The 24109-nt window shown below is 68.0% G+C and carries 18 protein-coding genes; 7 read left to right on the plus strand and 11 right to left on the minus strand.

Annotation, left to right across the window (positions count from 1 at the left end; all coding sequences use genetic code 11):
- Window positions 1–272 precede the first annotated feature (272 nt).
- Window positions 273–7334: an RHS repeat-associated core domain-containing protein gene (locus LN042_RS33260; RefSeq protein ID WP_230055174.1), complete on the plus strand. Its 7062-nt coding sequence runs from the start codon at window positions 273–275 to the stop codon at window positions 7332–7334.
- Between the two features lie 401 nt (window positions 7335–7735).
- Here LN042_RS33260 and LN042_RS33265 read toward each other — a convergent pair whose 3' ends face one another.
- The 3 genes from LN042_RS33265 to LN042_RS33275 are packed head-to-tail and all read right to left on the minus strand — an operon-like array spanning window position 7736 to window position 10976.
- Window positions 7736–9067 (minus strand): tyrosine-type recombinase/integrase, encoded by a 1332-nt coding sequence (locus LN042_RS33265; protein WP_230055175.1) that lies wholly within the window; start codon window positions 9065–9067, stop codon window positions 7736–7738.
- A complete protein-coding gene (locus LN042_RS33270; protein WP_230055176.1) occupies window positions 9067–9252 on the minus strand; it encodes a helix-turn-helix domain-containing protein in 186 nt (61 codons plus the stop codon). Before LN042_RS33270 ends, LN042_RS33265 begins: the two co-directional genes overlap by 1 nt.
- Complete coding sequence (locus tag LN042_RS33275; protein WP_308191905.1) at window positions 9249–10976, minus strand: replication initiator; 1728 nt, start codon at window positions 10974–10976, stop codon at window positions 9249–9251. Before LN042_RS33275 ends, LN042_RS33270 begins: the two co-directional genes overlap by 4 nt.
- 352 nt (window positions 10977–11328) lie before the next feature.
- Here LN042_RS33275 and LN042_RS33280 point away from each other — a divergent pair, with 352 nt between their 5' ends.
- Window positions 11329–11715: a winged helix-turn-helix domain-containing protein gene (locus tag LN042_RS33280; RefSeq protein WP_230055177.1), complete on the plus strand. Its 387-nt coding sequence runs from the start codon at window positions 11329–11331 to the stop codon at window positions 11713–11715.
- A 1075-nt stretch (window positions 11716–12790) separates the two neighbouring features.
- Window positions 12791–13042, plus strand: coding sequence for a DUF2283 domain-containing protein (locus LN042_RS33285; RefSeq protein ID WP_230055178.1), 252 nt, complete (start codon window positions 12791–12793; stop codon window positions 13040–13042).
- Window positions 13043–13217: 175 nt separating this feature from the next.
- Here the strand turns inward: LN042_RS33285 and LN042_RS33290 are convergent, their stop codons facing one another.
- The 7 genes from LN042_RS33290 to LN042_RS33320 all read right to left on the minus strand — a co-directional run bounded on the left by LN042_RS33290 (window position 13218) and on the right by LN042_RS33320 (window position 19093).
- Window positions 13218–14525 carry a tyrosine-type recombinase/integrase gene (locus tag LN042_RS33290; protein WP_230055179.1) on the minus strand — a complete coding sequence of 436 codons (1308 nt, stop codon included), beginning with the start codon at window positions 14523–14525 and terminating at the stop codon, window positions 13218–13220.
- Window positions 14525–14725 (minus strand): helix-turn-helix domain-containing protein, encoded by a 201-nt coding sequence (locus LN042_RS33295; protein ID WP_230055180.1) that lies wholly within the window; start codon window positions 14723–14725, stop codon window positions 14525–14527. The genes LN042_RS33290 and LN042_RS33295 overlap by 1 nt, the downstream gene beginning before the upstream one ends.
- Complete coding sequence (locus LN042_RS33300; RefSeq protein ID WP_230055181.1) at window positions 14725–16170, minus strand: replication initiator; 1446 nt, start codon at window positions 16168–16170, stop codon at window positions 14725–14727. The genes LN042_RS33295 and LN042_RS33300 overlap by 1 nt, the downstream gene beginning before the upstream one ends.
- A gap of 155 nt (window positions 16171–16325) precedes the next feature.
- Window positions 16326–17093 (minus strand): DUF2637 domain-containing protein, encoded by a 768-nt coding sequence (locus LN042_RS33305; protein ID WP_230055182.1) that lies wholly within the window; start codon window positions 17091–17093, stop codon window positions 16326–16328.
- A gap of 38 nt (window positions 17094–17131) precedes the next feature.
- Complete coding sequence (locus tag LN042_RS33310) at window positions 17132–18553, minus strand: FtsK/SpoIIIE domain-containing protein (RefSeq protein ID WP_230055183.1); 1422 nt, start codon at window positions 18551–18553, stop codon at window positions 17132–17134.
- A 1-nt stretch (window position 18554) separates the two neighbouring features.
- Entirely contained in the window at window positions 18555–18743 is a 189-nt protein-coding gene (locus LN042_RS33315; RefSeq protein ID WP_230055184.1) for a hypothetical protein, read from the minus strand.
- Window positions 18740–19093, minus strand: coding sequence for an SCO3933 family regulatory protein (locus LN042_RS33320; protein WP_230055185.1), 354 nt, complete (start codon window positions 19091–19093; stop codon window positions 18740–18742). The genes LN042_RS33315 and LN042_RS33320 overlap by 4 nt, the downstream gene beginning before the upstream one ends.
- Window positions 19094–19272: 179 nt before the next feature.
- Between LN042_RS33320 and LN042_RS33325 the strand changes: the two genes are divergently transcribed.
- Entirely contained in the window at window positions 19273–20109 is an 837-nt protein-coding gene (locus LN042_RS33325) for a GntR family transcriptional regulator (protein WP_230055186.1), read from the plus strand.
- 518 nt (window positions 20110–20627) lie between these two features.
- On the opposite strand, the gene LN042_RS33330 is transcribed toward LN042_RS33325, so the two are convergent.
- The gene (locus LN042_RS33330; protein WP_230055187.1) at window positions 20628–21830 is read right to left on the minus strand and encodes an NsdA family TPR-like regulatory protein; all 1203 of its coding nucleotides are present in this window, start codon (window positions 21828–21830) and stop codon (window positions 20628–20630) included.
- A 190-nt stretch (window positions 21831–22020) separates the two neighbouring features.
- Between LN042_RS33330 and LN042_RS37895 the strand changes: the two genes are divergently transcribed.
- The 3 genes from LN042_RS37895 to LN042_RS33345 all read left to right on the plus strand — a co-directional run bounded on the left by LN042_RS37895 (window position 22021) and on the right by LN042_RS33345 (window position 23652).
- Window positions 22021–22440 carry a hypothetical protein gene (locus tag LN042_RS37895; RefSeq protein ID WP_308191906.1) on the plus strand — a complete coding sequence of 140 codons (420 nt, stop codon included), beginning with the start codon at window positions 22021–22023 and terminating at the stop codon, window positions 22438–22440.
- Window positions 22440–22691, plus strand: a complete 252-nt coding sequence (locus LN042_RS33340; protein ID WP_230055188.1) for a DUF7848 domain-containing protein — start codon at window positions 22440–22442, stop codon at window positions 22689–22691. Before LN042_RS37895 ends, LN042_RS33340 begins: the two co-directional genes overlap by 1 nt.
- Window positions 22692–23064: 373 nt before the next feature.
- Window positions 23065–23652, plus strand: coding sequence for a hypothetical protein (locus tag LN042_RS33345; RefSeq protein ID WP_230055189.1), 588 nt, complete (start codon window positions 23065–23067; stop codon window positions 23650–23652).
- Window positions 23653–24109: the final 457 nt, after the last annotated feature.

A 24109-nucleotide genomic window follows, 5' to 3' on the forward strand; every position in this document is an offset into this window, starting at 1 on the left:
TTCCTGGCTTCAATCGGGTAACGATCTGACGCTCTGTTGGCCGACCTGTCCTCTTTCGGTACGATCTGCTCGATTTACGTCTCTTTACCATTTCCGCACGTGTGCAGATCTGTGCATTTGACGAACACTTAACTGACCAGGAGACCGACGTGAGTCCGTGGCGCGCAAGGACGCCAGTGGGGAGATGGTTGTGGGGGCGACACCGAATACTGGGGCTGGCGACGTTCCTCGCGGTGTTGGCGACGTTGCTGGGGGTGCCATCCGCTGAGGCGATGGCTGCCCACCGTCCGCACGGAAAGGTATGGACCCCGAACACGCCTCTAGGGGCGCAGAAGCCGGTCAAGGGCAAGAATCTGGTGCCGGCGAAGCCGAAGGCACCGGAATTCCCAGTGCCGCCGAACTGGAACCCGGCTGGGTCGGCTCCGGCTGCTGCAGCTCCGGGCACCTCGACGGTGACCTTGGGCAACACTCCTTCGCAGGCCGGGCAACTGCCTGTGAAGGTCGCGGCCGGAAAGAACGATTCCGGACGAGCAGTCAAGGTCCAAGTAACCAGCGCCAACCAGGGTAGGGCCGCCGGGGCTACCGGTCCGGTGGTCGCGTTGACCGATAGCGGCAGCTCAGCGGGTTCCGCAGACCAGAGTGTGAACGTCGCGCTGGATCTGAAGACCCTGCAGGGCAGTGCGTCGGCGATGACCGCTGACCGGACCCGGCTGGTAGCACTCCCGGCCTGTGCGTTGAACACGCCACAACTTGCGGAGTGCCAGAAGCAGACGCCGGTGGCGTCGAGTGTCGATCCGAAGACCGGAGTGCTCACTGCCGAGGTGGCGCTGCCGGCCGTGCCCGGGATCGTGAAGAGCTCGCTGCCGGGGTCCGCGGACAATGCTGGTCGAGCGGAGCAGGCAGGCCTCGTCCGCTCGACTGCCGTTCAGGCGTCGACGGGAACCGCCGCACCGTTGGTGCTCGCGGCCACCACATCATCGTCCGGAACGACGGGAACGTACACGGCCTCCCCACTGTCGCCGTCCGCGGCCTGGGGGGCCGGTTCGAACATCGGCAGCTTCACCTACTCGTACCCCATCCAGACCCCGAGTTCCCTAGGTGGCGCGGTCCCGCAAGTCACGCTGTCCTACAACTCGTCGTCCATCGACGGGAAGACGTCCGCCACCAACGCTCAGACTTCCTGGGTCGGTGAGGGCTGGGACTACCAGCCGGGCTTCATCGAGCGCTCCTACCAGGGCTGTGGCAACGATGGCATCACCAACTCCGGCGACGAGTGCTGGGGCGGCAAGAACGCCACGCTGAACCTGGCGGGCCACTCGGGAACGCTCGTGCGTGACGACACGACCGGGGTCTGGCATCTCCAGGGTGACGACGGTTCGAAGGTCGAGCAGCTTACGGGCGCGGCGAACGAGGCGCACAACGGTGAGTACTGGCGGGTGACCACCACCGACGGTGTCCAGTACTACTTCGGCCAGAACCACCTGCCCGGTGGCAACCACAGCGACGCTGCGACCAACTCCGTCGACTACGTCCCGGTCTACTCCCCCAAGAGCGGCGACGACTGCTACAACGCCTCGACTGGGTCCAACTCGTGGTGCCAGGAAGGCTGGCGGTGGAACCTCGACTACGTCGTGGACCCGAACCAGAACCTCACCACCTACAACTACCAGCAGGACATCAACTACTACACCCAGGGCGGTGGGCAGAACAACGGCAGCGGGACGCTGGCCAAGTACGTCCGCGCCACCGAGGTCACTCAGATCTCGTACGGCCAGCGCCTGCCGGATCAGATCGCAGCGAACGGCACGGCCAAGCCGGCCGCACAGGTGCTGTTCAGCACCACCGAGCGCTGCGTCGCCTCCGGCAGCGTCACCTGTACCAGCGCCCAGCGCACCAAGGCGAACCAGACCAACTGGCCTGATTCGCCTCTGGACCAGGCCTGCCCTTCGTCGGGAACCTGCACCAACTACTCGCCGACCTTCTGGTCGCCGCTGATGCTCTCCACCATCAGCACCCAGGTCCTCGTCGGCTCCGCTTACACCACGGTGGACTCGTGGGCGCTGAGCCACACCTTCCCCGACCCCGGTGACGGCACCAAGCCCGCGCTGTGGCTGTCGTCAATCCAGCGCACTGGCACGGACGGGCAGCCGGCCGTCAAGCTTCCGGCCGTCTCGTTCACGCCACGGGAGCTTCCCAACCGAGTGGACGGGTTGGTGCCGGCGGAGCCGGCGTTCAACCGGCCGCGGCTCCAGCAGATCACCACCGAGACCGGTGGCCAGATCTTCATGAACTACTCCACACCGGAGTGCTCGCGGGTCAACAACCACATGCCGTCCTCCGAGGACAGCAACACCATGGCCTGCATGCCCGTCCACTGGTACCTGCCCGGTTCATCTTCGCCGGACCCGGTGAACGACTGGTTCAACAAGTACCTCGTCACCTCGGTGAACGAGCAGGACGCCGTCACCGGCTCCTCGATGGTCAAGTCAACGACCTACAGCTACGGCGGCGGTGCCGCGTGGCACCGCAATGACAACGACCTCACGGACCCGAAGACCCGCACCTGGGACGACTTCCGCGGCTACCAGACCGTCACCACCACCCTCGGTAGCGGCAACACTGGCGAGGCTCCCAAGACCCAGCAGGTGAGCACATACCTGCGGGGCATGAACGGCGACTACCTCGCCAACGGCACCACCCGGAGCGTCACCGCCTCGTTCACCCCGTACCCCGGGGCCACCGCGGTCACCATGACCGACGACGACTGGCTCTCGGACCAGGTGCTCGGCAGCCAGACGTACGACCAGGCTGGCGGCTCCGTCGTTAGCGCGTCCGCAAGCGTCAGCTCCGGTCCGGTCGTCACCGCGACCCACAAGCAGCAGAACAGCATGCCGAACCTGGTCGCACGCTACGACGAGACCAGTTCGACGGATTCCGCCTGGGCAAAGTTGGCCAACGGCTCCTGGCGCAACACCAATAAGGTGACGACCCGGGACCCGAACAACGGTGACAGGCCGACCATGGTGGACGACAAGGGCGACGGCACCGCCGGTGCCCCCGAGATCTGCACCACCACCAGCTACGCGACCGGCAGCAACCCCGCCATGCTGGAGCTGGTCTCGCAGTCCCGCGCCGTCACAGGACCCTGCGGTACTGCGCCGAATGCCGCCAACACGGTCTCGGACAACCGCACGCTCTACGACGGCCTACCGCTTGGGCAGGCAGGCGGAACGGGAGCGGCCACCACCACCCAGGGCATCGACTCCTACGACGGTAGCGGCCAGCCGCAGTACGTCACCTTGACGACCTCCTCCTACGACGTCTACGGCCGCGTCACCTCGGCCGCCGGCCCGGACGGTGCGGCGACGAAGACGGCCTACACCCCGGCGACGGGGGCACTGCCGACGGCGCTCAGCGTGACAGGTCCGATGGGCGCCAGCTGGGCCAACACCAAGACCATGGACCCGGGACGCGGTCTGCCGCTTACCGCAACCGACGCGAACGGCAGGGTCACCACCGAGCAGTACGACGGCCTCGGCCGGCTGACTGCCGTGTGGCAGCCCGACCGGGCCACCAACCTCAGCCCGAACGACAAGTTCTCCTACTCGGTCAACGGCGTGACGGGCCCGTCGGTCGTGACCTCCCAGACGATCAACGAGGACAGCAGCTACCAGACCAAGAACGAGCTGTACGACGGCCTCGGCCGACTGCAGCAGACACAGACCACCCCGGCAGTCGGCGGTGCGGGGCGTCTGATCACCGACACTGTTTACGACTCGCACGGTTGGGCGATCAAGACCTCGTCGCCGTACTTCGACAACACCACCTCACCGAACGGAACGATCTTCGCCCCGCAGGACGCGCAGGTGCCTGCCCAGAACTGGGTTACCTTCGATGGTCAGGGCCGTCCCGTGACCAGCGCGTTCGTGTCCTACGGTCAGCAGCAGTGGGTCACCAGCACCGCCTACCCGGGTGCCGACCGCACCGACGTCACCCCTCCGCAGGGCACCACCCCGACCAGCACGGTCACCGACGCCCGCGGAAGGACAGTCCAGCAGTGGCAGTACCACGGATCAACGCCGACCGGAAGCCCCACTGACGCCGACATCACCACCACCACGTACACGGCCAGCGGCCAGCCGGCGACGAGGACCGACTCATCCGGCAACACGTGGTCCTACACCTACGACCTGAGGGGACGACAGACTTCTCAGAAGGACCCCGACACCGGCACAAGCTCCACCGCCTACGACGCCGACTCCCAGGTCACCTCGACCACGGACGCCAAGGGCAACACCCTCGCGTACACCTACGACATCCTCGGACGCAAGACCGGGATGTACCAGGGCAACGTGACGCCGGCCAACCAGCTCGCGGGATGGACCTACGACACCCTGGCCAAGGGGCAGTTGACCTCCTCCACCCGCTATGTCGGCGGAGCATCGGGAACGGCCTACACGCAGGCGGTCACGGGCTACGACACGATGTACCGGCCGACCGGCAACAGTGTCACCCTCCCCTCGACCGAAGGCGCACTGGCGGGGACCTACAGCACCAGTAACTACTACACCCCGGTACTGGGTTCACTTGACCACACGGACCTTCCGGCAGTTGGCGGCCTGCCCGCTGAGGAGGTGGACTACCTCTACATCGTAACCGGTCTGATGATCGGTTCCGCCGGAAACAACTCGTTGGTGACGGACGTTCAGTACGACGCGCTCGGCCGGGCGACCCGCACCACTGTGGGCGACTACGGGACGCAGGTCGTCTCCACCCAGCAGTACGACTGGGCCACCGGACGCGTGGTCAAGTCCTTCCTGGACCGCCAGACCGGCACCACATCGCTCGATCAGACTAGCTACACCTTCAACCCGGCTGGTCAGATGACCTCGGCCACCGACCTGCAGAACGCCTCGGCGACAGACACCCAGTGCTTCACCTACGACTACCTGGGCCGGCTCACCAACGCCTGGACCGACACCGCCGGCACCACCACCAAGGCCGCACCGTCCGTTCCCGGCATCGGCGCCTGCAACAACGCGGGCGGCCCTGCCATGACTGGCACACCGGCCAAGCCCAGCGTCGGCGGCCCCTCGCCCTACTGGCAGACCTACACCTACGACAGCACCGGCAACCGCACCTCCCTGGTGCAGCACGACGTCAGCGGCAACACCGCCAATGACATCACCACCACCCAGACCTTCGGAGCCGCGCAGACTCCCAACACTCCGACCAGCGCCCCGAACACCGGCGGCGGCACCGGCGGCCCGCATGGGCTGTTGACCGCGTCGACCAAGTCGGCCTCGGGTACGGCCACCGCGTCCTACCAGTACGACGCCACCGGTAACACCACATCGATCACCGACACCAGCGGAACTACCACGCTGACCTGGAACGGTGAGGACAAGCTCAACTCGGTCACGAAGTCCGGGCAGTCCTCCGGCACGTCGTACCTGTACGACGCCGATGGCAACCAGCTGATCCGCCGCGACCCGGGCAAGACCACGCTGAACCTCGGCGCCGACGAGCTCACCCTCGACACCGCGTCGAACTCGATGTCGGATGTCCGCTACTACAGCTCCCCGGGTGGCATCACCATCACCCGCGTCACCGCGGCGACCGGCGGCGGAACGCTCGTCTACCAGGCATCCGACCCGCACGGCACCAACGGCGTGCAGATCGGCATCGATGCCGCACAGACCGTCACCCGCCGACCCACCGACCCGTTCGGCAACCCCCGCGGCACCCAACCCGCCCTCGGCACCTGGAGCGGCGACAAGGGCTTCGTCGGCGGAACCCTCGATCCCACCACCGGACTCACCAACCTGGGAGCACGCGAATACGACCCCAGTCACGGACGGTTCCTCAATCCCGACCCCCTCATGGCCGCCGCCGACCCCCAGCAGTGGAACGGCTACGCCTACAGCAACGACAACCCCGTCAACAGCAGTGACCCCAGCGGTGCCATGCACGGGCCCGACTACTACGGAGCAGACCCGACCGAGGGGTCGGCCTGCGATGCCCAGTGCTATGCCGACATGCCGATGAACACCCGCACTGCGCTTCCGGACGGCTCATACACAGACGATCCCAAGTACCAGCCGACAACCAGCTCCAACGGCGCCGGAAGCGGCGGCAACGGGGACGGCACCGGGGGCAGCCACAAGGGCGGCGGCAAGGCGGCCACTGGCAACGCCCGCGGGACCAAGAAGTGCTCCGGTCTACTCGATCTCGGATGCCATCTCAATAATGCTGCCAAGCGTGTGGAGAACTACACCACCGACCACCCTGTCGTCCGAGCGCTAACGGTCGCCGTGGTCACCACAGTGGCCGGCGGCCTCTGCTACGGCGGAGGTGCGGTCGGCGCCCTGGAAACCGCAGGCGCTTCTGCGGTAGCAGCCGCTGCCACATGCGGAGCAGCCGTCGCGGCGCTGGGTGCAGGCCTCAACAACATGCTCGACGGCAATGCCGATCACTCGGCTGGCGCCCTCGCGACAGACGAGGCTTTCGCCGCCGTCCAAGGCGCCGCTTGGGGCGGTGCATTCGCCGCCATCGGCGGAGCCGGAGCAGGGGGGTGCAACAGCTTCCTGCCCGGCACCAAGGTGCTCATGGCAGACGGCACCGGCAAGCCGATCGAGCAAATCACCACCAACGACTCCGTAACCGCCACCGACCCCCAGACCGGCAGCACCAAGGCCGAGCAGGTCACGGACGCCATCACCACCCCCGACGATAAGGAGTTCACGGACCTCAGCCTGACCAGCGGCACGATTACCCTCTCAATCACATCCACCCAGCATCACCCCTACTGGGACCTCACCACCAACCGCTGGACCGACGCCGCTGACCTCGGGACCGGCGACCAGCTTCGGCAACCCGACGGCTCCACCGTCACAGTCACTGCTATCCGCAGCTACGAAACACCTCAGCAGGTCACCCACAACCTGACCATCGACCAGCTCCACACGTACTATGTACTCGCCGGCAATACGCCGGTACTGGTTCACAATTCCGACTTGCCGTGCCCCGAGACGTATTGGCCTAAGGGCAAGGCGTCGAATGTCTGCACCATTTCCGGGAGCAATGGATGCGAGGATGTGGCGCGCTCGGTCCAGCAGAGCATTGGTGGAACGCGGATGAGAATCACGGACCGCTATGGTGCGCCGACGCTTGGGAAGTACCGTGGGCAGGATTCCTTGTGGGGTCACCATGATGTGGTCGTGAAGGACGACCGTGTGTACGATGCCTGGACAGGACCGGGTGGTGAACCGATGGATGTGTATAGAAGCCAATTCGAGTATGGTGACGACCTAGTCTTCACTCCCCTCCACTAGAAAGAGGCTGGTCGTGGACTTCTCCACCCTCCTCCAGAACGTGCAGCGCAGGCCCGGAGCTTATGGCCTGGATGGCTCGTATCGGGAATTCGTCGCCTTCATCAATGGATGCGATGCGATGCAAGACTGGGGACTGCTTAAGGGGTTTCGCGGGTGGCTTGCCGAGAGGCTTGGGCATGGTGCGAATCTCGTTTGGTGGGAGCTAGTCCGCCAGATCTTTGTATCGGATCATGGAAGCGTGGCAGGTGAGTCAGACGATGAGGCTCTGTGTAGTCGGATGTTCGTTCTGATGGGTGAGTTTATAGCCCACGAAACTGCGTAACACTGCGTGAAGAGGCCCTGCCGGAATCCATTTCCGGCAGGGCCTCTTCACGCTTTGACGGCAGTAGTTGACGGCAACGTCAGCGGACGGATGCTGCACAAAGCGGTGGCTCGTCGCCGTCGTCGGGGTCGGTGCCGGCCTCGGAGGGCTTGCCGAGGGTGCGGCCGAGGAGGTCGATGGCGTCGCGCTGGAGGCGGAGGCGGACGTGCGCGTACACCGTCGCGGTCACCCCGATGTGGGCATGGCCCAACAGTTCCTTGATCACGACAAGTTCGACGCCCTGTTCCAGGAGGAGGGTGGCCGCCGAATGGCGGAGATCATGGAAGCGGATGTGGCGGAGCCTGGCCCGGCGGAGCAGAGCGTTGAAGTGCCGGGTGAGGGTGGCTCCCTCGATCGGGGAGCCGTTGGGCCGGGTGAAGACGTAGCCGCTGTGCTTCCAGCCCTCACCCGCCACTTCGCGCTCCTGGTGCTGCCGATCGCGGTGCTGTTCGAGTGAGCGCAAGCACGGCGTCGGCAGGGCGATCCGCCGCTCGGAGCTCTGAGTCTTCGTTGGGAGGGCGGTCAGGCCAGCGGTGTTGGTGCGCTGGAGGGTGCGGCGGATGCTGGCGGTTCCGCCGGCCAGGTCGAGATCTTCCCAGCGCAGGCCGAGAAGTTCGCCCTTGCGGAGCCCGGTGTGCAGGGCGAGTTCGAACAGCGCGTGCAGACGGTGGCCGTGGGTGGCGGCGAGGAATGCGCGGGCTTCCTCGGTCGTGAGAGGTTCGAAGCGGCGGGGGCGGGGTGTGCCCATGCGGACGTTGCGGGCGACGTTGCGCGGGATCTCCTCTTCGCGGACGGCGTGCTCCAGGGCGGACTTGAGCACGGAGTGGATGTAGGCCAGGGTCAGAGCGGACAGGCGCTTGCCGCAGCAGGTGCCGGCCGCGCAGCACTGGGGCTGTTCGCGGGCGATGTCGAGGCCACGCGCGCAGCACTGGCAGGTGGTGCGGAGTTGGTCGAGCCAGGTGCGGACGTCCTTGGCGGTGAGCTTGGCGAGCTTCTTCTTGCCGAGGCCGGGGATGAGGTAGAGGCGGGTGCAGGCGGTGTAGCGGGTGTGGGTGTTCTCGCGGAGGCGGTGAACGGCGACGTTCTCCAGCCAGTAGGTGAGGAACGCGCCAACGCTGCCCTGTGCGGTGGGGGCGGGTATGCCGCGGTTGCTGGCGGCGATTTTCTCGGTGAGCTTGGCGAGGGCTTCCTTGCGGGTGGTGCCGTAGATGCGGACGCGCTTGCGGGTGTCGCCGACGGCCAGGACGTATCCGGCGGCTTCCCAGCGGCCGTCCTTGCGCTGGTAGACGGTGCCGTCGCCGTTGGCGCGGACCCTGCGAGAACTGGTGCTGGTGCTGGTGCTGGGGGTGGGGTTGGTGTCGGGGGTGGTCATCAGGCTGCCTCTGCGAGTTGGTGGTGGACGAGGGCGGTCAGAGCGTGAGCAGGGATGCGCCGGGCGCGGCCGATGGTGATGGAGGCGAGCTGCCGGGTGCGGATGAGGTCGTAGACGGTGGAGCGGCTGATCTTCAGGCGTGCCATGACCTCGGGAACGGTGAGGAGTTCGGCCTCGGCGGTCATGCGATCGCCTCTGTCTGGACGGCGGTGGTCAGCGGGTCGGTGGTGTGACCGGCCGGGTCACCGGCGCGCCGCGCCTGCAGGGGGCGGCTCGGTTGCTCGGTCCGGGGGTGCGGTGTGGTGGACAGGAGGTCAGCGAGGTGGGCGAGTTCGGGTAGGAGGCCGGTTCCGGCGTACTGCCAGTGCGAGATCACCAGAGTCGTGTCCGGGCCGCCGGATCGCCCGTCCTTCGTGCGGTGACCTGCGCGGTGACCGGGGCCGGGGTCAGTGTGACCGACGGTCAGGTCAGCGCGGTCATCGCGGTCACTGTGCAGGTCAGTGACCGGCTGGCCCTCACCGGTCGGTTCCTGACCGGCGTGTCGACCGGCCAGGGTCGGGTCGGTCGGTGTCGGGGCAGCGGTTTCGGGTTGGCGGGTGCGCCAGGTGGTGCGTTCGGCTCGGAGGTGGGTGAGGGTGGTGGAGTAGTGGCGGGTGCGGGTGGAGAAGTGGCCTCGGAAGCCGAGCATGTGGGCCCACTGGCGCAGGCGGAGGTGGGCGTGCTGGGGCTGGGTGCCGAGGTGCCAGGCGGTGTGGATCATGAGGCGGGCGTGGTCGGTGAGGTCGTGCTGGGCGAGTTCGGCGAGGAAGCGCAGTCGGCGGTCGAGGGTGCCGGTGGTGGTCTCGGCGCCCTTGGTGGCGTACTTGGCGATGTAGGCGGCGACGTGGCGGTCGGTGACGGGGGCGTCGCCGCTGAAGTCGGTACTGCGGATCGCGCGGACGTCGATCTGCCGCCCAAACCGGAACACCAAGGGCCCCGCCGACTGTGCCGGGTCGGCCTCCCCAGCCCCGGTGAGGCGTTGGTGCTGGACGCGAGTGCGCTGGGCGGCGGCGCGGACGGCGTGATCGAGGAGGTCTGTGGTAGCCCAGGCAGGCGGAGTGCTGGCGGGGCCGGTGGGTCCGTCGATGCGGATGACGGTGTGGAAGTGAATCTGGCCGCGCTTTTGGTATTCGGCGACCTTGGCGTAGGAGAGCGTGGCGTGGTGGCGCAGGGTGCGCTGGGTGAGTCCGGCGGCCTTGGCGATCTCGCGGCGCAGGTGGGTGGTGAAGCGGGCCCACAGGGCGGGGGCGTGCGCGTTCCACAGCACCGCGCCGGTGTAGTCGTACCGCTGCGGGTTCAGCGGGGTGCCGAGGAGCGGGTCGCCGTCGTCGTGCCGGGTGCCGCAGGCGCAGGGGGCGGTGCCGAGTTGGTTGTGCACGGGGCCGAAGCCGGGGGCAGTGAGGGTGGCGAACACGCGGGGATGGGTGGCGACGCTGGTGGGGACGGTCTTGCCGCCGCGCAGTCCGGCGGCGATGAGCTGGTAGGTGTCGTAGCGGTAGAGGGTGGAGCAGGCGGGGCAGCGGGTGGTGCGGCGGTTGCCGCAGCGCACCAGGAGTTCGCCGGCGGGCAGGTGGCGGGTGTCGAGGTGTTCGAGGATCTGGCCGGTGGCGGTGTTCAGGCGGGTGCGGTGGCCGGTCAGGCGGATCGGGCGGGCGCAGCCGCCCAGGGAGCCGATCTGCCGGGCCAGGGGTGCGAGGTATCCGGCGGCGGCGAGCTTGGCCAGCCTGGCGGTCAGCCGCGCCCGCCGTTCCAGCGCCGAGCTCCTGTGCGCGGACGTGTTGGCGCTGCTGGTGAGCGCCGGTGCGGCGAACGCCGCGCTGGCGGGAGTAGCGGTGCTTGCGGGGGCGGGGAGTTGGAGCTGCACGGGCATGGGGACAGACCTCCGGCAGGAGTCGGGAGAAGAAGAGAGGTGACTGCGCGGCGGCCCGGCTGGTCGGCGCACGTGGGCACGGTGCGCGTGACGGCGGGCGCGGATGGTGGGCCGGGGACGTCTGGCCTGGTCAGCGGTGGTGTTCACCAACGGTGCGTGAAGGTAGCATCGCTTCAAGCGCGCATTCAAGTGCATCCCTCCTCATCTATTTCGGTGGCCGGTGGGGACGCGAGTACTGTGGCCCCGGTCCTCCGTTTTGGACGGGCCGGATTTCGGTGGTAGTGGCATAGAGAAGGTGGGGTGACCTGCGGTGACAGTCGGGCGGCGGGGGCGCAGGCCGGTGGGTGGCACGGTGCTGCTGACGTTCGAGGTCATCGCCGAGGCCCTGCGGGAGCGGATCCGCTCCGGCGGGCTGGAGCCGGGGGACGCGCTGCCGACGCAGGCCGTGTTGATGGCGGAGTACGGGGCCTCCAGCCTGTCCGTGCAGAAGGCGATGGCCCTTCTGAAGCAGGACGGCTACGCGATCTCCCGCCCCGGCAAGGGAGCCTTCGTCGCCCACCCCGACGCCGACACCGACGGCGACTCAGATGACGGGGCGGCGGGGAACACGCCCGTCGGCGGGACGGCGGCGCGCGTCGAGGCACTGGAGCTGGCACTGGCCGAGACGCTTGATCAGCTCACCGCCCTGCGTGCCCGCGTCGAAGCCCTCGAAGCGGGCGGCACCGAGCGAGGCTGCTGACCCGTCGGCCGCTGGACGGCCAGGGGCTGGAGCTGTGCGTCCAGATTTTCTCTACGAGGTTCAAGGCGGGCCCGCCCGCTGGAACCGGCCCGGCGTCGCCGATCGCCCCAGGGTCGGACCGACCCCGAGGTCTTCACGGGTGTCAGCGGTCAGCGGTCCGCCAGGTCGTGAGCGGGGCTCGACTGGTGCCCGATGAGAGCAAGTTGTGGGGTAAGCGTTGCTTACCCCGAGCCCCGGCCAGCCGGAGCAAGTTGTGGGCTATGGACTCCTTGCCCGCGACGCGGAGCAAGGTGTCGCCCACGACCGTCCTACGGCCGGTCGTTCGAGATGGCCGGCCAGGGGTCCGACCATCAAGGCCCGTCGCCGAGTCGGCCATCGGCGGGTGGCTGGCGTTCGCCTCCGGCGGGGAGCGAAGCTCCCGGAGCCTCGCCGTCGACCAATCCCCTCCCGTCCCGGTCCTCGCGCTGCGAGACTGGCCGACGCAGGGAGCCCGGCCCCGAGCATGCCCGAGGGCACCCGGCGGTCGAGAACCCCCGACCCACCAGATTGGTCCAGACCCTTGACGGCAGCGGTGACGGCAACAACCACGAACAACCCCGGCCGAACCCGCACCCCAGCGGAACCGCCGAACACCGTTTGACCTGCGAAAACGCAGGTAGAGAGGGGCTGCCCAGCACACGTACTATGTACTCGCCGGTACCACGCCGGTCTTGGTCCATAACTGTGGAGGATATTTCGACGGCCATGACCCGTCGTGTACATGTGAGGGACAGCCGGGCAATGATGTAACACTGAAGCCCACCCCCGCCCCGGCACCTGCTCCCCCAAGTGCAAGTTCTGCGTTCACGTCGCATGCTCTTCAGCGTCTGAGTCAGCGTGGAGTTTCGCCGGAGGAGGCTGAGAGAGTCCTCGGAAACCAGCCGTTTTCCTATCTTCACGACGATCAGTGGAAAACTGGCTACTACGATTCTGGCTCGAAGATCTTCATCGCCAAGACGATTGACGGAAACATCAATACCGTGATGACGAACGTGGACAGGGCTTATATCAACCGTCTCATGGGAGGGCGTTGACCATGGCCGATGTGAGGGTCACCTACGATGCCGAGGCGGATGCAGCCTACCTGTATTTCGCTGACCCTCGGGTCGATACGAGAGTTGCGCGGATGTACCCGTGCGACCCGGTTCAGGTGGAGGGTATGATCAATCTGGATTTTGATGAGACCAGTCGCCTCGTTGGCATCGAAGTCCTTGCGGCCAAATCGAAGCTTCCCGGATATTTGCTTGAAATGGCGGAGCGGATTGACCGGAGCAGCGATCCTAGTTAGGCGCTCTCGAATTACGCCTCTGGCATTCCGTGCATTATTCAAGCCGCTTCCATAGGGTTAAAATAAAATGCAAACAATGCTGTGAGGGTTCGCTCAATTGACGCAGCAGAAGCCTCGCGGAACGGTTCTCCCGCGAGGCTTCTGCTGCGTCTGACGGCAGTAGTTGACGGCAACGTCAGCGGACGGATGCTGCACAAAGCGGTGGGTCGTCGCCGTCGTCGGGGTTGGTGCCAGCCTCGAAGGGCTTGCCGAGGGTGCGGCCGAGGAGGTCGATGGCGTCGCGCTGGAGGCGGAGGCGGACGTGTGCGTAGACGGTGGCGGTGACGCCGATGTGGGCGTGGCCGAGGAGTTCCTTGATGACGACGAGTTCGACGCCCTGTTCCAGGAGCAGGGTCGCGGTCGAGTGCCGGAGGTCGTGGAAGCGGATCTGGCGGAGGTGTGCTCGGCGGAGGAGCGCGTTGAAGTGGCGGGTGAGGGTGGCGGGTTCGATGGGGTGACCGTCGGGCCGGGTGAAGACATGGCCGCTGTCCACCCAGCTCGCGCCGGCCTTCTCCTTCTCCTGGGCCTGCTGCTTGCGGTGGGTCCGGAGTGAAAGCACGCAGGGGGCCGGGAGGGCGATGCGGCGTTCGGAGCTGACGGTCTTGGTGGGGAGGGTGGTCAGGCCGCCGGTGCGGGTGCGCTGGAGGGTACGGCGGATGCTGGCCGTGCTGGCGTCCAGGTCGAGGTCTTCCCAGCGCAGGCCGAGGAGTTCGCCCTTGCGCAGTCCGGTGCGCAGGGCGAGTTCGAACAGCGCGTGGAGACGGTGGCCCCGGGCGGCGGTGAGGAAGGTGCGGGCCTCGTCGGCGGTGAGGGGTTCGAAACGGCGGGGCCGGGGTGTGCCGGTGCGAACATTGCGGGCGACGTTGCGCGGGATCTCTTCCTCCCGGACGGCGTGCTCCAGGGCGGACTTGAGTACGGAGTGGATGTAGGCGAGGGTCAGCGGGGAGAGCCGCTTGCCGCAGCAGGTGCTGGTCGCGCAGCAGCGGGGCTGGTCGCGGGCGGCGTCGAGGCCGCGGGCGCAGCACTGGCAGGCGGTGCGGAGCTGGTTGAGCCAGGTGCGCACGTCCTTGGCGGTGAGCTTGGCGAGCTTCTTCTTGCCAAGGCCGGGGATGAGGTAGCGGTTCGTGCAGGCGGTGTAGCGGGTGTGGGTGGTCTCGCGGAGCTGGTGGACGGCGACGTTCTCCAGCCAGTACGTCAGATAGGCGGCCAGGCTGCCCTGGACAGAGACGACCGGGACGCCGCGGTTGCTGGTGGCGATCTTCTCGGTGAGCTTGGCGAGGGCTTCCTTGCGGGTGATGCCGTAGACACGGACGCGCTTGCGGGTGTCGCCGGGTGCGAGGACGTAGCCGGCGGCTTCCCAGCGGCCGTCCTTGCGCTGGTAGACGGTGCCGTCGCCGTTGGCGCGGCTGCGGCGGGAGGCGGGGGTGTCGCGGGGTGTGGTCATCAGGCGGCGTCCTGTTCGAGTCGGGTGCGGATGAAGTCGTTGAGGGCGTGGGCGGGGATGCGGCGGGCGCGGCCGAGGGTGATGGAGGCGAGCTGCCGGGTGCGGAGCAGGTCGTAGACGGCGGAGCGGCCGAGCTGGAGGCGGGCCATGACCTGGGGGACTGTCAGCAGGTCGCCGCCCGGCCCCGGGAGTGGGGTCATCAGCAGCCGCCCTCTGCGGTGAACTGCCGTGCCAGTTCTCTGCGGTGCCGGACGGCGGCGGACAGGAGTTCCGCGCCGGGGCTGTAGCCCGAGCCGTGGTAGGCCCAGTGGCCGATGACGAGGGTCGTGCTCGGGTCGAGGTCGGGCAGGCCGGCGTGTGTGCGGGCCTGTTCGCTGCGCCAGGCGCGGCGGTCGTCGCGCAGTTGGCCGAGGGTGACGGAGTAGCAGCGGGACTTGGTGGAGAAGTGGCCCCGGAAGCCGAGCATGTGCGACCACTTCCAGAGCTTGAGTGCTTCGAACTCGGGGCGTTTGCCCAGTTCCCAGCAGGTGCGGATCATCTGCCGCACGTGGCGTTCGACGGCGAGGCGGGGCAGCGGTCGGGCCTGTCCGGTGCCGACGCAGGCGGTGCACTGGAGCGGGGTTCCGCGCGTGGTCATAGTCATGCCGCGTCCCTGGCAGGGGCGGCAGAACAGGGCGCGGTCGAGAGCGCCGGATGAGTCGGCGGACTTTGTGGCGTACTTGGCCACGTAGGCGGCGACCGCGTGATCGGTCAGCTCGGCGTCGGTGCCGAAGGCGGCGATCTCGCGCACGTCGAGCTGTTCGCCCCAGGCGAGTTCGCGTTCCCCGACGGCGTCCGAGACGACGCTGATCGAGACGCGGGCGGTGGCGGCCCGGATGGCGTCGGCGAGCATGGTGATCGTGGCGGACGGTGGTGGGGGCTGGGTGCTGCCGTGCGGGCCGTCGAGGCGGATGACGGCGTGGAAGTGGACCAGGCCGCGCTTCTGGTACTCGGCGACCTTGGCGAAGGAGACGCGCAGCACTGCGCGGGCCGCCTTCTGCGTGAGTCCGAGCCGGGCGGCGATCTCACGGCGCAGGTAGATCGTGAAGCGCGCCCACAAGGCTCCGGCGTGGGCGTTGAACAGCACCGCGCCCGGGTAGTCGTAGGTCTTCGGGTCCAGCGGGGTGCCGAGCAGCGCGTCTGCGGGTTCGTGGCGCTTGCCGCAGCGGCAGGGCCGGAGGGCACCGCCCGTGTCGGTGGGGCGGTTGTGGACGGGGCCGAAGGAGGGCGCGGTGAGCGTGGTGAACACGCGGGGGTGGGTGCGGACGGTGTCCGGTACGTTCTTGCCGCCGGTCAGGCCCGCCCGGATCAGTTGGAAGGTGTCGGCGGCGTAGACGCGGGAGCAGGCCGGGCAGCGCGAGGCGCGGCGGTTGCCGCAGGTCGTCAGCAGGCTGCCGGTTGGCTCGGCGGCGGTGTTGTAGGAGCGCAGTACCTCACCGGTTGCGGTGTCGATGGTGGTGGTCTGGCCGAGCAGGCGCACGGGTTCGGTGCAGCCGCCGAGGCGTTCGATCTGCTGGTGTGCGCGGTCGAAGTCGGGCAGGTTGACCAGGTGGATCAGGTCCCGCAGGGCGGGGCTTGCCACGAGGCGCAGGTCCAGGGCGGCCATGTCGGGGCGTTTCCCTTCTGTGGGTGGGGTGGCCCCGAGCAGCAACCAGATTGCTAAGAGGGCATGTTGGTGCTGCTCGGGGCATGGCGAACCAGGCCCGTCGGCGGGCGTGGGTTCAGTGGGAGGTGATTCGGCCGGCGGGGCGCGGGCCCAGATCAGAGCTGGGCGAGTGCGGCAGTAGCCACCGGCAGGGCGACGCCCATGCGGGTCCTGAGCTGAGCGGCGGTGATGGGCTGGCCGTGCTCGGTGTGGTGGGTGTCCGCGATGCGCCGGGCTGCGTCGAGTAGGGCGGCGGGCAGGGCAGGTCGGGCGGCGGTCACGGTCGGCTTTGCAGCGGCGACCGGCTCTGTGGCCGGGGCCTGAGCGGGCTCGGGGGTCTCGATGACGGAGGCGGCCGGAGCCGGAGCGGGGATGTGGGTGGTAGCTTCCGGCTCGGGAGCCGGGGCCGGGGTCGCGGCGGTAGCCGTGTCGGCGGCTTGAATGGGGATGGGTGCGGCGGCCTCCGGGAGTCGGGCGGGGTGGGCGAGCGTGTGGAACTGGGCGAGGAAGGCGGGACCGACGCGTCCCCAGCCGAGTAGCAGGAGAGGGGCGACGGTGTCCAGGGCGGCGCGGCCGTAGCGTCCGGTCAGCAGCGGTTCGGCGGTGTTCAGTGCGAGCGTGAGGACGCCGCACAGGTGCAACAGGCGGGTGCCGGCGCGCAGTTCGTGCGCTGGGACGCCGTGCAGGGCCAGGTACCGCAGTGCGATGAGGAGTCCGACCACCGACAGGTCCACCATCGGGGCGACCAGCGGCGCGATCGGGCGGGGTACGCCGAGTCGCAGTGCGAGCGCCCACACGTTGCCGAAGGAGAAGACGAAGGCCAGGGCCGCGATGATCGCCATGACCAGCGTGACGGTGCGTCGGGTGAACCGTTCCTCCGCCATGCGTTCAACCTCCTTTCCAGCGTGGGCTTCGGGAGCGGTCAGGGGCGCTTGGCCAGGTGCACCGGGGGGTCGGCCGGCTCGGCCTCGCGGCCTGCGGGGAGCGCCCGGCCGGTCGAGGCGAGGTAGGCGTCCAGGTACAGGGAGGGGTCGATCGTCAGGTGGGCGGTTGCCTCCGCGATGCGGGCGGCGTCGGCGTCGGCGACGTACGGGGTGCGGATGCGGGTGAAGCCGGGGCGACCCTGCATCGCCATGACCGTCACCCCGACATAGGCGGGGTCCTGCAAGGTCACCGGGCTGGCGTCGGGCCAGTTGCGGATGTCGTCGCCGAGCGCGGCCACGGCGGCTTCCGCCGTCTTCTGGGCGAAGGAGAGCCCGACGGGGCACACGTCGCGGATGAAGGTGGGGATGGCGTCGCCGGTGGTCTTCTGGCTGATCAGCAGGACCAGCATGCCGACGCTGCGGCCCTTCTTGACCAGGTCCTCCACCAGGCGCGCGTTCTCCGCCGTCAGCGCGGCCAGGCGCTTGGTCTCGGCGTCGTTGCCCTTGTACTCGCGGAAGAACGTGTGCGCCTCGTCGATGATCAGGATGGTGAGCGGCCAGTGCGGCGAGGGGCCGACGTGCCACATGTTCTTCACACCCAGCACCTCACGGATGGTGGACGAGCGGAGCTTGCGCAGCTCCACCAGCCGCTTGAACAGCGCGTTCGCCTCGTCCAGGTCGTCCCCGGAGAACGCGAACATCCGCTTGGCCAAGTCGGCGTAGTCGCCCTCCGAGGCCCACGACACCTTGCCGTCCACGCCCGCGAACTGCACCGCCGCCGACGGCGCGAAGTCGCACACCAGCCGGTTGACCACCGAGGTCTTACCCGCCCCCGGGGTGCCGGCCACGGTCACCCCGGGCACGTTGGCCAAGGACACGAACACGGGGGCGGCGTACTCGTCCACGCCCAGGTCCCAGCGGGCCACCTCCGCCAGCGGGCGGCCGGTGGGGCGGTGCTCGGTCGACGTGGTCAACGGGTCCAGGCGCACGCCCCGGATCACCACCTTGCCGGGGCCGTCCGGCAGCACGGACACCCGCGTGCACCGCCAGGCGTCCGCCAGGAAGCGCGCCGCCTTCTGGTACTCCTCCAGGCCGACCTTTGGCAGGCACGTGGCCCGTACGACGACGCCGAACTGATCGGGCTTCACCTTGATCTTCGGGGTGAGCACGCGCGGCGGGGGTGCGGTTCCCTTCTGCGCGGTGATCTGCGCGAGCAGGCCCGGCGTCTTGTCGGTCACCGTCAGCCCGGCCATCCGGGCCAGGCGTACCCAGCCCCAGCGCACCCGCACGGCCTGGCGCATGCTCACCCGCGTGCTCGGATCGGCCCGCACGTAGCGCACCGCCGTCAGCAGCAGCCACGCGCCCAGCAGCAGTGCCGCGACGAGCACCACATCCGGCGCGTGTTCGGTCACGGTTCCCATCTCACTCCCCCTCTTCGCGTATCAGACGGAACATGTCGCCCAGGTCCAGGTGGGCCGCCTGCTCCGGGCTCAGGCCCAGCAGGTCGAGCACGGCGGCCGAGACGGAGAACGTAGCCTTGCCCTCGGCCCCCGGAAGGGCCCGCAGCGGGTACAACTTCCGCCCCGCCTCGGGGCCTTCGAAGCGGATCACTGGGCCGCCTCCACCGCGACCAGGTTCAGGCGCGCGGCGCGGTAGGCGACGCCGTCGGAGAGCTGCCCGTTGAAGACCCGCGCCCACGGGGTGGCAAACAGGTCCACCGGCCGCACCATCGCGCCCGGCTTGAGCCCTACCGGCAGGCCTGACTCCGGGACCGTGATCTTGAGGACCTCGGCCCGACCGTCCTCCATCAGCATCACCGTCACGGTGTACAGCGACTCGCCGGTCTCTCGGTCGGTGGCGACCTCCCCGGTCTGCTGGTCCTTGATCTTGAGCACCGGCTCGGTGCCCGCGATGCACACCGCCGACGGCAGCAGGGCGACGCGGATACGGGTCATGGCCATGAGGTGATCCCTTGCTCGGATGGGGTCGCGTGTTCGACCCGCGCCAAGACCATACGACACGGATCGGCACACGCGCAACGGATCAGCACACATGGAACAGGTCGGCACACTCGGGTGTTCGGGCACGCGCGGGTGCGCGGGTATCCCCTGGGTGCGGGCCGACCGCTACCCTCGGAGGCATGACGCTGCCCCTGGAAGAGGACTCCCGGCCGCCGTACGTGCAGGCCGCCGAGGTTCTGCGCGCCGCGATCCGTAACGGCGAGCTACGTCCAGGCGAGAAACTCCCCTCCGCCCGCGAGCTGCAACGGCGCTTCGGCATCGCCAGCTCGACCGTGCAGAACGCGCTTCGCCTGCTCAAGGACGAGGGCCTGATCTACTCCGTGCTGGGCCGGGGCAGCTACGTGCGGGTCACCGAGGAGTCCTCCGAGGCCGGCGCAGACGCGTCCGATCCCGCGTACGTCGGGCTTGGCGGTCTCCTCACCGGCTGGAAGCCTGCACCGGATGACCCGCGCCCGCCTTACGTCCAGACCGCGGATGCCCTGCGCAAGGAGATTCAGGACGGGCGGTTTCCGCCCGGCAGCAAGCTGCCTTCCGCGCGCGAGCTGCAAGACCGGTTCGGCATCGCCAACTCGACCGCGCAGAACGCGCTTCGGCAGCTCAAGGACGAAGGACTGATCTACTCCGTCCAGGGCCGGGGCGTGTTCGTCCGGACCCCCAGTCCCCGTGAACAGTTCATGAAGCGCTACCACGAGAGCCTTGAAGAGATGGCAGCTCAGCATCGGGCCGACGAGGAAGCCGTACGGCTCAGCGGCAAGAGTGACGAGGAAGTTGCCGCCGAACTGGAGAGCGCGGAAGAGCGCTTGGAGAAGGCCCGCACCGAGTACGAAGCCGCGATGGCCGACGTCCAGGCCATGACCGCAGCCGTGCAGCAGCGCAAGCGCCTGCGCGGCGAGCCGGACCCGAACGCTGGTCAGCGACTTCGTGACAGGCTCGACGAGGCCCGCAAGCGCCGGTAGTCCCACGGGCTCAGCCGCGACAGAGGTGCCCGGGGCATGCATGGGCAACGGGTTGAGCTGTCGAGCTGTTCAGAGTTTCTTTACTGGATCAAGGCGGCCCGCTGTCGCGGGCCGCGCGCGCTCCGGCCCGGCGGGGCCGCCGCCCGCTCCTGTCTCCGCCCCGCTCAGCGGCACCCCCGCCCGTCCGGGCGCGCAACACCAGCGAGAGCAGCGCAGTCCGCAGAGCTCTGCCTCACCCCTTGCCCTCCCTCCGAGGGACCGGGGGCCGAGCACTGGTGCGGCACCGTCGTGGTGAGAGGTCGCGGGTCGCGGATCGTGCCCCTCGCCGGCCGGTCCCCGGAGGCGTACCAGGAACCCCCGGGGGCCGCCAAGGCCGAGCGCAAGCGTCACCCGGTGAGCCTTGGCGGCCCCCGGAGAACCCTGGTCCGGCGAAGCTGCCCGACCGACGAGGGACCCGTCCCGCTCAGGCCTGCAACCTGCCGAAGGCGCCAGCCCCGGCCGGTGGGCGATCCGGGCTGTCAGGATGCCAGGAGTTCGGCGACTTCGGGTACGCCGCGGAAGACCTGCAGACGGTCCAGGACGATCCGCGTGCGCTCTGCCGTGCGCTCGCTGCCGCTCTGCCCGAGCGCAAGCATGCGGCCTGCCGTCCCGGCTGCGGCCTCGGGCTCGTTGGCGTCGGCGTAGGCCACGGCCAGCCACGACAGGTACAGCGCCAACTCGCGTGCGTGACTGGCGTCGTAGCGGCCGAGTACATCCGTCAGCAGAGGTACGGCGCGCAGGGGCCGGCGCAGTTCGGTGTAGACGCGGGCTTCCATGACTTGAAGTTCCCCGGCGTCCATCCAGTACAGGTACGACGGCGATTCGGTGCTGGTCGAGTCTTCGGCCAGGGCTTCGCCCGCCTCCCCGAGAGCGATCATCGCCGGGCGATCCTGGCCGGCCCTGGTGTGTGCCCAGGCCACACGGTCCAAGTAGAGCGCGCGAGCCTTGGGCGGGGCGTCCGGACCGGCCTCCGCCACAGCGGCGTTGGCCAGATGCACCGCGTCTGCCGTACGACCGGTGTTGCTCCACTGGTAGGCCAGTGAGCCCGCCACGTTCCCGGACAGCACCCCATCCCCTGCCTCACGTGCCGCACTCATGCCGAGCCGGTAGATCCGCTCAGCCTCAGCGTGCTCGCCCGCGTCAGAGGCCACCCATCCGGCGATCTGAGACAACTCGCCGATGGTCCGCAGCAGTTCGCGTCCCACTTCCTCGGTGTGGCTGCCTTCCCGGTAGAGCTTCACGGCTGCCCGCAACTCCCGCAGAGCGGGCCCGATCAGGTCCTTGCCGTACACCACATCGTCGGCCAGCCGCAGGCCGTGGACCCGGTGGACCAGGTCGGCAACCTGCCCGGCCCCGATCTGGCGACCCGTTCGCGCCGTCAGCGCGGACAGCGGGTCGCCCTCGGGCAGGAAGTCGGCCACGGTCAGCACACGCGGCGCGGGCTCGGGGGACTGGACTGCCTTCGCCGCTTCCAGCATCTCGCGGGGAACCTCCAGCACCCGCGCGAGGAAGGGCAGCCACTCACGGGGGGACCGGGTGCCGATCTCCCAGCGGGACACGTCGTTTCGTGTCGGCGGGACGCGTCCGGGGGCAGCATCGGCCAGCGCCTCGGCGAGCCGCTGCTGACTCCAACCGCGCGCCCGGCGAAGGCGCCTGACCAGTTCCCCGACCGTCTCCCGCACCAGGCCAGCTTGGCAGACACAGAGGCAGACACGCTGGCTACTCCGCAAGGTTCACGCCAACGGGATCCTGATCAAGAGACCCGGCCCGATGGAGGGAAGCAGCATGGCTCACGAAGCGACACAGCGGCGGGAGCGTTGCGGCTCTGCATGCGCGGAGTGCGTCAGGCTTCGCAAGCGTGCGCGTGCAGCCGTGCGCAGCCGTGACCGGTCCCGGCTGGCCGCCGTGCGGGCGATGCAGGACAGCCACCGCAAGGCCGACCACGAGCAGGCGCCGACGGACCAGAGCGACAGCCACGCGGAGCGCACGATCGACGGACTGCGACTGCTCCCGTGGACCGCGATGGACGGTCGCCTCTGCTACCTGAGCACCAACGGCCAGGGCTACGTCTCGAAGCTCGCCGACCGCATCGAGGCGATGCAGCTCACCATGGGCGAGGAGCTGTTGGAGTACGCCCGGAGCGTCTTGGCCCCGGGAGAGTGGATGCCGTCGAGCGTCGAGTACCGGTGGCTGGCCTGCCGGCTGACCGAGGCCCTGTCTGACGCGCTCAGGGTCGCGGACTCACGCGGGCAGCGCATCCCGGCGCCGCAGGAGGAGGACGGGAAAAACTGATGGGCAAGACCAGCCGCTACCGCTTCCGCGAGTACCACGTGACCACCGTGACCGACCCCATGGCGCTGCCGACCTTCGAAGCGGTCTGCGTCACCGGCGAAGAACGGAACTGCGCCGCCGCGTCCGGGGAGCTGCATGCCCCAGAGGAGCTGACGCGCTGGATCGCCGGGCACTGCGCGCAGACCGGCCATCAGTCTTACGAGCAGACCACGCGCACCGTCGTCCGTGCTGAGCCCGGATCGTGGCAGTAGAATCACGCGCGCAGCCGATGACAGCACGACTGGTCTACACCTCTGACGGCAGCGGCGACGGCAACAACCACGGACTTCAGCGCACACTCACGGACACCGACGGACCATCAAAACACCGTTGACCTGCGAAAAAGCAGTCAGAGAGGGGCCGCGTAGCACACGTACTATGTGCTGGCGGGGGCCACGCCGGTCCTGGTGCACAATTGCCTGGATCTAGACAAACTGGCCGATGCTGCCAAGAAGCCGCTCCGCGGAAACGCTGGCGACTCCGCTGCCTCTCGGGCCTACCAAAAGCACATGGGGCGGCCGGGTACAACATTGATTTCACTGGGGTCTGGAAAGGAGCGAATCGACATGGCAAATTATCTGATCGATGACCTTCTTACTAGCCCTCGAACCGCCATTCAAACCTGGACTCACCCTCAGCATGGCCCGGTCGTCGATTTCCTTCACCCTGATATCGGCGCCCGATGGACAGACGGAGGAAGATTTGTTGGATTCCTGGATCACTGACATCTTGACCAAGTCGCCTGAAATTCTCGCACAGATTCGACTACAGGAAGGCGGCCTGATCGAAATCTACGTCTTGGGCACCGGCATCGAAGAATGGCGCCACGTGCTTGATTCGATTGAGAAGATTGGAATCTCGTTCTCTGTCCTGAATCTCGCCTCAGGCTCTTCTGTCGCAATTTCCGATATTGATTTGACGGGCAATCAAGGACATCGCCTGACCATCCATACTGGCCGACTGGATTGGTCTACAGATTTCTATTCGACCGAGATGGTTGACTTCCAGGGTGACCCTCGCGATGTTCGATCCAATGACGACCTGGTGAGCATCATTCGGTTCATGTCGGTGCTCGCCGAAGCCACCGGGAAGCGCGCCATTCTGGTCCCCGAAACAATGTTCCCCGAAGAAACCAGCCCGTACCTGGCAGTGGTACCAGCTACCACGCGCTAGCAGAACTGCCAACCTCACGAGAGAGCTGCCGGCAGCCGTCAGGCGATGACACCAAAGGGGTGGGCCACCACCGGTGACCCGCCCCTTTGGCACATTACTGGACACCTACCACACGTACGATGTGCTGGCCGGCACGACCCCAGTGCTTGTACACAACTGCCCAAGTGGGGGCGGATTCCTCTCGAAGCTCTTCGGGAAGAACGGCAAGTCCGAACCGGTCACGTACGAGCCAAATGCAACAGTTGGGGATCTTCGGGGAATCGGCCATGACAATGTTGACGAGAACGGCAATTGGAGGTCTGATCCATTCAAGGCTGGAGTTGCTCGGAGCTTGGATGATGGGCAGCTAGTACTACAGCCGGTGGTTTCACGGTGAGTGAGCGGTGGCTCGGGCGCGGTAGTGGCTGGCTCGGGCCCGGGCCTGGTGGCGCGTGCGCCAGTGGTGCCAGTGCATGGT

Origin of the sequence: Kitasatospora humi (genome assembly GCF_020907985.1) — a bacterium.
Taxonomy (GTDB): domain Bacteria; phylum Actinomycetota; class Actinomycetes; order Streptomycetales; family Streptomycetaceae; genus Kitasatospora; species Kitasatospora humi.